Annotated in this window: 4 protein-coding genes; all 4 read right to left on the minus strand. The window is 62.3% G+C overall.

Features of this window, described 5'->3' with window-relative positions; all coding sequences use genetic code 11:
* The coding region (locus tag EPO09_RS02745; protein ID WP_290639911.1) for a UDP-glucuronic acid decarboxylase family protein at positions 1-899 on the minus strand (899 nt) is incomplete at its 3' end.
* 175 nt (positions 900-1,074) lie between these two features.
* Positions 1,075-2,544: a methyltransferase domain-containing protein gene (locus EPO09_RS02750; RefSeq protein WP_290639909.1), complete on the minus strand. Its 1,470-nt coding sequence runs from the start codon at positions 2,542-2,544 to the stop codon at positions 1,075-1,077.
* 11 nt (positions 2,545-2,555) lie between these two features.
* The gene (locus tag EPO09_RS02755; protein WP_290639913.1) at positions 2,556-3,527 is read right to left on the minus strand and encodes a UDP-glucuronic acid decarboxylase family protein; all 972 of its coding nucleotides are present in this window, start codon (positions 3,525-3,527) and stop codon (positions 2,556-2,558) included.
* Between the two features lie 213 nt (positions 3,528-3,740).
* A partial coding sequence (locus EPO09_RS02760; RefSeq protein ID WP_367200036.1) for a beta strand repeat-containing protein occupies positions 3,741-8,068 on the minus strand: 4,328 nt, incomplete at its 5' end.

The following is an 8,068-nucleotide window of genomic DNA, read 5'->3' on the forward strand; positions in this document are numbered from 1 at the left end:
AGCTGGGTGTTGGGCTGCCAGCCCAGCAGGGTCTTGGCGCGGGTGATGTCCGGGCAGCGCTGCATGGGGTCGTCGTGGGGCAGGGGCTTGTAGACGATGGGCGAGCTCGAACCCGTCATGTCGATGATCTTTTCAGCCAGGGCGCGAACGGATGTCTCGACCGGGTTGCCGATGTTGATCGGGCCGGTGATGTCATCAGGGCTGTTCATCAGGCGCAGAGCGCCGTCGATCAGGTCGTCCACGTAGCCAAAAGAGCGGGTCTGGCTGCCATCGCCATACAGGGTGATGGGCTTGCCGCTCAGGGCCTGCACGATGAAGTTGGACACCACGCGTCCGTCATTGGGGTGCATGCGGGGGCCGTAGGTGTTGAAGATGCGCATGACTTTGATGCGCAGCTTGTGCTGGCGGTGGTAATCGAAGAACAGGGTTTCGGCGCAGCGCTTGCCTTCGTCATAGCAGGATCGGATGCCCATGGGGTTCACATGGCCCCAGTAGTCCTCGGTCTGGGGATGAACTTGCGGGTCGCCATAGACCTCGGAGGTGGAGGCTTGCAGAATCTTGGCTTTGAGGCGCTTGGCCAGGCCCAGCATGTTGATGGCGCCATGCACGCTGGTCTTGGTGGTCTGGACCGGGTCGTGCTGGTAGTGGATGGGCGAGGCCGGGCAGGCCAGGTTGTAGATCTCATCGACCTCGACGTGCAGGGGGAAGGTCACGTCATGGCGCTGGAACTCGAACCGTGGGTGATCCATCAGGTGTTCGATGTTGCGGCGCGAACCGGTGAAGAGGTTGTCCACGCAGACCACTTCGTGGCCTTGTTCCAGGAGGCGATCGCACAGGTGCGAACCCAGGAAGCCGGCGCCGCCGGTAACGAGACAGGTCTTGCTGGTGCCCAGTCGCATGCTCATGCGGATTCTCCTTGGGGGAAGTCGGTCAGGTTGTGCAGTGGTTCACATGGTCGCGCGCCGACCCGCCCGGCTTTAGCGAGATAAACCGGGGGGATACAGCGTTTATTGCGGTTTGGTGGCGCGCCGGGTTTGCCGTTCTGCGCGCCCAGGGCTAGGCCCTGTACCAGTGCTACCAGGTGCGGGTGCGCTTGAGGTGTGGATTGCCTTCGAACTGCCGGAAGGTCCACCCCTCCACGCCCTGGGTGAAGCGATCGATGGTGGCCTGGTCGGGCTTTTCCTTGAAGATCACCGTCAGCAACACGTTGGGCTTGATCAGCAACTGCTTGGCTTTCAGTTCCGCATCGGCGGTTTCGGCCTTCAGGCGCTCGAACAGTGGCTCGCCATCCTTGGCCTGCACGTATTCCACGCCCGGCAGATAGACGTCACAGATATTTTTGTAGGCCACGGCGGGCAGATCCAGCCCCCAGCAGACCTTGTTGATTTCGCGACGCGACAGGGCGTAGACGAAGTTGCCCACGGCTTCGTAGCTGGGCTGGTCTTCGCCGGGGATGACGGGAGGATCAGCGTACTTGTCCTGCGGCTCGATCAGCACCACGCCTTTGCGGGCCACGCGCAGCATCTCGTAGAGCGCGATGGCGGGGCGGGGGAAGTGGTGATAGGCCTCCTTGCACAGCACGAAGTCGAACTCGTTGTCGGCAAAGCTGAGTTTCTCGGCGTTTTCCTCGGAGTAGGCGGGGATCAGGCCGCGCTCCTTGGCTTCGGCCAGGAAGGTGCCGGAGATGTTGGTGGGCAGCACGCTCTTGTAGCCACGGCGCATCATGCGGATGGCGTCCAGGCCGTAGTGGCCGTCACCCACGGTGAGCCACTTGTCGTTGTGCGTGTGGCTCAGGCAGTGGAACAGCGGCTCCATCATGCGCTCATGGCGCCAGAAGTCGGCCGTGTCTTCGCTGAACCAGGATTCATGCATGCGGCGGGTCTCTGCGTCCAGCGCATGGCTGCCTTCGTCGTGATAGAGCTTGTAGTTCCACTCTTCGACGGAGCCGGCCTTGGGCTTGTCGTTGCTTGCGGCTGGGGCTGTAGCAGTCGCAGCGGCATGGGCCGGCGGCGTGTGCATGGACACGTCGGGGATGGCCTCTGTCTGGGGCGTATTGGGTGCGGCCACCTTGCGCATGATGGTCATGAGGTGCGGGCCGCGCCATTCCTGGCTGATGATCTGGAAGGCGCCCTTGAAGCCGTAGACCGAGGCCCAGCGGTTGACGTTGTCGAAGTAGGCGGGGAAGGTCTCGTCCGTGATGATGTTGACGTGGGTCGGGTCACGGAAGGCTGCCGGGTTAGGGTAGGCCGGCGTGAAGGACATGAACAGGCCATCGGGTTCCAGCACGCGCCAGACCTCGTTCATCACTTCCACAAACGCGTTGCGGCGCTGTGGGCAGTAGATGAGGCGAGGGATGTGCTCCAGGAAGTCGTGAGCCGTCACGAAGTTGAAGCTGTTGTCCGGGAAGGGGATGGGATCCACCACCAGATCGGCGCGGAAGATGCCGCGGTCGATGTCATCGCGCACGTCGATGCCATACACCTCAGTGGCATTGAAGGGGTTCTTGGGCTTGGGGCCGCAGCCGATGTCCAGTGCTTTGGTCATGTGGGTCTACCTCAGGCGATTTCGATTTTTTCGACCTTGAGCAGGTGCTCGAAGTAGGCGATCGTTTTGGCCAGGCCTTGCTCCAGCTGGGTGTTGGGCTGCCAGCCCAGCAGGGTCTTGGCGCGGGTGATGTCCGGGCAGCGCTGCATGGGGTCGTCGTGAGGCAGGGGCTTGTAGACGATGGGCGAGCTGGAGCCGGTCATGTCGATGACTTTTTCAGCCAAGGCACGCACGGTGGTTTCGACAGGGTTGCCGATGTTGATCGGGCCGGTGATGTCGTCCGGGCTGTTCATCAGGCGCAGTGCGCCGTCGATGAGGTCATCCACATAGCCGAAGGAGCGCGTCTGGGTGCCTTCGCCATACAAGGTGATGGGCTTGCCGGTCAGGGCTTGCACGATGAAGTTGGACACCACACGGCCGTCATTGGGGTGCATGCGGGGGCCGTAGGTGTTGAAGATGCGCATGACCTTGATGCGCAGATTGTGCTGGCGGTGATAGTCGAAGAACAGGGTTTCGGCGCAGCGCTTGCCTTCGTCATAGCAGGAGCGGTAGCCGATGGGGTTCACATGGCCCCAGTACTCTTCAGGCTGCGGGTGGATCTGCGGATCACCATAGACCTCGGAGGTCGAGGCTTGCAGGATCTTGGCGCGCACACGCTTGGCCAGGCCGAGCATGTTGATGGCACCGTGCACGCTGGTCTTGGTGGTCTGGACCGGGTCGTGCTGGTAGTGAATGGGCGAGGCCGGGCAGGCGAAGTTGTAGATCTCGTCGACCTCGATGTAGAGCGGGAAGGTCACATCGTGGCGCTGGAACTCGAACCGGGGGTGATCCATCAGGTGCTCGATGTTGCGGCGAGAGCCCGTGAACAGGTTGTCCAGGCAGATGACCTCATGGCCTTGCTCCAGCAGGCGTTCGCACAGGTGTGAACCCAGGAAGCCGGCGCCGCCGGTAACGAGACAGGTTTTGCTGGTGCCCAGTCGCATGCTCATGCGGTTCTCCTTGACGAGACAGCCCGGCGGAACCATTCCACACAAGGCAGTTCAGCAATGGTGATCCTGCAAGCGGCGCCCATAAGCTTGAAAAAGCGGGGCATCCGTGCACATTTGCACGCTTTGCGCGAGCGCGCGTGCCCCTCTGCCCGGGTGGGGGCTGAGGGGCTTCCCCAGGTTCAAGCCCGGGAGGCTGAAAAGAAGGGCTTAGATCAGCGGGGTGTTCTTGTTCGGGTCTTCCGTGAGTTGGGTGTGGTCCACCTGAGCCAGATGGAGGTCGCCAGGCAGCACAGCCGGCGTGGCGGTGACTGTCGCAGCGGGTTGCGCATGGCTGGCCAGCAAGTCCTCGGCTCTGGGCGCCAGCAGGTCGCTGACGTGCAGGTCAAGTGTCTGTGCCGCGTGATCCGTGGCCGCAGGCGTCTGGTCCTTGGCGAACCAGACGTCGGCCATGGCGTGGGTGTGCCCATCGCTGGTCTTGTAGTCGGATACCAGGCCCAGCAGGTTGCCGTTATCTACCGTGCTGCTGTGCTGCGCATGCAGATCGATTTCGATGATGCCCAGGCTGGCGAGGCTGTGCAGCTCGCCAGCTTGCGAGATGCCATCGCTGTTGGCGTCTACCCAGACCTTGAGATCGTTGAAGTGCGTGTCTGCTGCGCTCAGCTTGCCATCGTGGTTGCTGTCTTCGGCGCGCATGGCGGTGTAGCCATCACCGGCGCGGTGGCCATCCACCATGGTGGCGGAGCCGAACAGCTCCTTGCCATCGTTGATCTTGCCGTCGCCATTGCGGTCCATCACCAGCAGGCCATCGGTGGGCGCAACCCAGCCGACATGGTGTTCGATGCCCGTGCCCATCAGGTCGAAGTTGACGCCATGGCTTGCAGCCAGGGTGTGCACGCCGTCGCCATTGAGGTCCAGCACGATGGGAGAGACGGCGGTCAGGGCGTTGGATTGCTCGGTGTTGAGGGCATCCAGCTGCGGTTGCGTGAGCGCCGTGCTCTGTTCCATGCTGAAGGCAGCCAGATCGGTGGTCTCAAACGCCGACATCTGATCGGCCGTGAAGGCCTGGATCTGGTTGGTGTTCAAGGCATGGATGTGGTCCACGCTGAGGGCTGCGATGTCCAGCGTGTTGAAGGCGGCAATGTGCGCCGTGTCCAGCGCCAGGATCTGGGCTGTGGTCATGGCGACGATGTCGGTCGTGGTCATCGCGGCAATTGCATCGGTTGACAGCACGGCAAACTGCGTGGTGCTCAATGCCTGCAGGTCATCGGTCTGCATCGCGACCATGTGGCTGGCCGTGAGGTGAGCGACTTGATCGGTTGTAAGCGCGGCAAACTGATCGGTGTGCAACGCCGCGATCTGATCGGTATGCAGCGCCTGGAAGGCGTCGACGTTCATGGCGTGAACCTGGGCCGTGTCCATGATCTGGATATCAGCCGTGTTCAGTGCGGTGATCTGCTCGGAGGTCAGCGCAAAGATGTGTGCCGTGTTGAAGGCACTGATGTCGTTGGTCTCGAGCGCGCCCAGTTGTGCCGTGTTCAGATGCTGGATCTGATCGGTGCTCAGGGCATAGGTTTGATCGGTGCCCAGGTTCAGAATCTGGTCCGTGGTCAGGGCATTGATGGCATCTGTGCTCAGGTTGCGGATGGCTGCAGTGCTCAGGGCGGCGATGTCGGTGGTTTCAATCGCTGCGGCTTGGGCTGTGTTGAGCGCGGCGGCTTGGGCGGTATTGAGCGCTTCTACCTGAGCGGAGGTGAACTGGGCGATCTGGCTTGTGCTCAGACCGGAGATGGCATCCGTGCTCAAGGCTTTGATCGCCGCGGTACTGAGCGCGCTGATGTCGCTTGTCTCTATGGCGCCGGCCTGATTTGCATCCAGGGCAGCGGCCTGAGCGGTGTTGAGGACGGCCAGGTCGGTGCTTTCAAGTGCGGCGATCTGAGCGGTGGTCAGCGCGGCTGCTTGTGTGGTGTAGAGCACTGCGACTTGTGCGGTCGTCAGGGCCTGGATCTGGTTGGTGTCCAGTGCAGCCAGGGCATCGGTCGTCAGGGCGCGCAGCGCGGCGGTGCTCAAGGCGTCCAGGTCGGTGGTGTCGATGACTGCGGCCTGTGCGGCGCTCAGAGCGGCGGCTTGGGCTGTGTTGAGGGCGCCAACATCTGCGCTGTTCAGCGCGACGATCTGGCTGGTGGTCAGTGCTTGCACCTGGTCGGTGTTCAGCGCGGTAATCTGGGCTGTGATCAGTGCGGCAATCTGTGCGGTGTCCAGCGCGGCCACGGCTGCTGAGCTCAGTGTGCGCGCGGCAGCCGTGCTGATGGCACTGATGTCTGTGGTCTGAATCGCGGCTGCTTGTGCGGTGTTGAACTCGGCTGTTTGCGCGGTGTTCAGCGCAGCCAGTTGGGCCGATGTCAGGTTGGCGATCTGGTCTGTGGTGAGCCCATCGATGGCATCGGTGCTCAGGGCCTTGATGGCCTGCGAGCTCAGTACGCTGATGTCGGTGGTTTCGATGGCACCTGCTTGAGCGCTGTTCAGCGATGCTGCTTGAGCGGAGTTGAATGCGGCGAAATCGGTGCTTTGCAAGGCAGCGATCTGGGCGGTGTTCAAGGCGCCGGTTTGCTCGGAGGTGAACGCGGCTGTTTGCGCGGTGGTCAGTGACTGGATCTGATCGGTGGTGAGCGCATCGATCGCGTCTGTGCTCAAGGCGCGGACGTTGTTGGTGTTCAGCGCGCTGATGTCGCTTGTTTCGATGGCTGCGGCCTGTGCAGAGCTGAAAGCGGCCACTTGTGCCGTGTTGAGCGCGGCCAGGTCCGTGCTTTCCAGTGCGACAATTTGAGCGGTCGTCAGTGCTTCGGCCTGACTGCTCGTGAGTGAGGCTACCTGGGCCGTGGTCAAGGCGGCAATCTGGTCGGTACCCAGGGCTGCCAGAGCTGCTGTGCTGAGTGTGCGGGTAGCGGCCGTGCTGAGTGCGCTGATGTCGCTGGTCTGGATCGCAGCGGCTTGTGTCGTGCTGAACTCGGCTGTCTGGGCGCTGTTGAGCGCAGCCACTTGGGCTGAGGTGAGGCTGCTGATCTGGTCTGTCGTCAAACCATAGACCGCGTCCGTGTTCAGCGCTTTGATGGCACTTGTGCTCAGTGCGCTGATGTCAGCCGTTTCAATCGCAGTAACTTGGGCGCTGTCGAGCACGGCCACCTGGGCGGAGTTCAGGTTGGCAAAGTCACTGCTCTGCAGGGCCGCCATCTGCGCCGTGGTGAGTACACTGGTCTGGGTGCTCAGCAGCGCAGCAGTTTGGGCCGTGGTCAATGCCTGGATCTGGTCTGTGGTCAAGGCGCCGATGGCGTCCGTGGTCAGAGCGCGGATATTCGTTGTTGTCAGTGCGCTGATGTCGCTGGTTTCGATGGCCGCGGCTTGCAAGGTGTTGAACACGGCCGCCTGCGCGGTATTCAGTGCAGCCAGATCGGTGCTTTGCAGTGCAGCAACCTGGCTGGAGGTCAAGGCTTGCGCTTGCTCACTGTTGAGCCCTGCGACCTGGGCCGTGGTCAATGCCTGGATCTGGTCGGTGCTCAATATGGCGATGGCTGCCGTGCTCAACGTGCGCACTGCGGCGGTGCTCATGGCACTGATGTCGCTGGTCTGGATCGCGGCAACTTGAGTGGCGCTGAATTCGGCTGTCTGCGCAGTATTCAATGCTCCCAGTTGCACTGAAGTCAGGTTGGCGATCTGGTCTGTGGTGAGGCCGTGAACGGCCTCGGTGTTCAGAGCCTTGATGGCGTTGGTGCTCAGGGCGCTGATGTCTGCGGTTTCAATCGCGGCCAGTTGGGTGCTATCCAGAACGGCCACTTGTGCCGAAGTCAGGACGGCGAAGTCCGTGCTCTGCAGTGCAGAGACTTGGGCCGTGGTCAGCTCGGCGGTTTGAGAAGAGGTCAGCGCCGAGGTTTGTACGGTGGTGAGCGACTGAATCTGATCTGTTGTCAGCGCGTTGATGGCGGCCGTGCTCAAGGCTCGGATATTGGTGCTGGTGAGAGCACTGATGTCGGCGGTTTCGATGGCAGCGGCCTGTGCAGTGTTGAGCACGGCGACCTGGGCGGTGTTCAACACGGCGAAGTCGGTGCTTTGCAGAGCGGCGACCTGCGATGCGGTCATGCCTTCGACCTGGGCGCTGTTGAGCGCGGCAGTCTGGGAGGTTGTGAGCGCGAGGATCTGGTCGGTGCTCAGCGCCGCGATGGCGGCCGTGGTCAGGGTGCGCAGGGCAGCCGTGCTCATGGCGCTGATGTCGCGCGTTTCGATGGCCTGGGCCTGGGTGGCGCTGAAGGCGGCGGTCTGAGCGGTGGTCAACACCGCGATCTGGTTCGAATTCAGGGCAGCGATCTGGTCGGTAGACAAGCCCGCGACTGAATCTACAGCCAAAGCCTTGAAGGCTGTGGTGGTCAGGGCGCTGATGTCGGCTGTCTCGATGGCGGCGATCTGGGCGCTGTCCAGTACAGCGATCTGGGCCGAGTTCATGTTGGCCAGATCGGTGCTTTGCAGGGCGGCGATCTGGGCAGCGG

This window comes from Aquabacterium sp. (assembly GCF_004297345.1).
In the GTDB taxonomy this organism is placed as follows: domain Bacteria; phylum Pseudomonadota; class Gammaproteobacteria; order Burkholderiales; family Burkholderiaceae_C; genus Aquabacterium.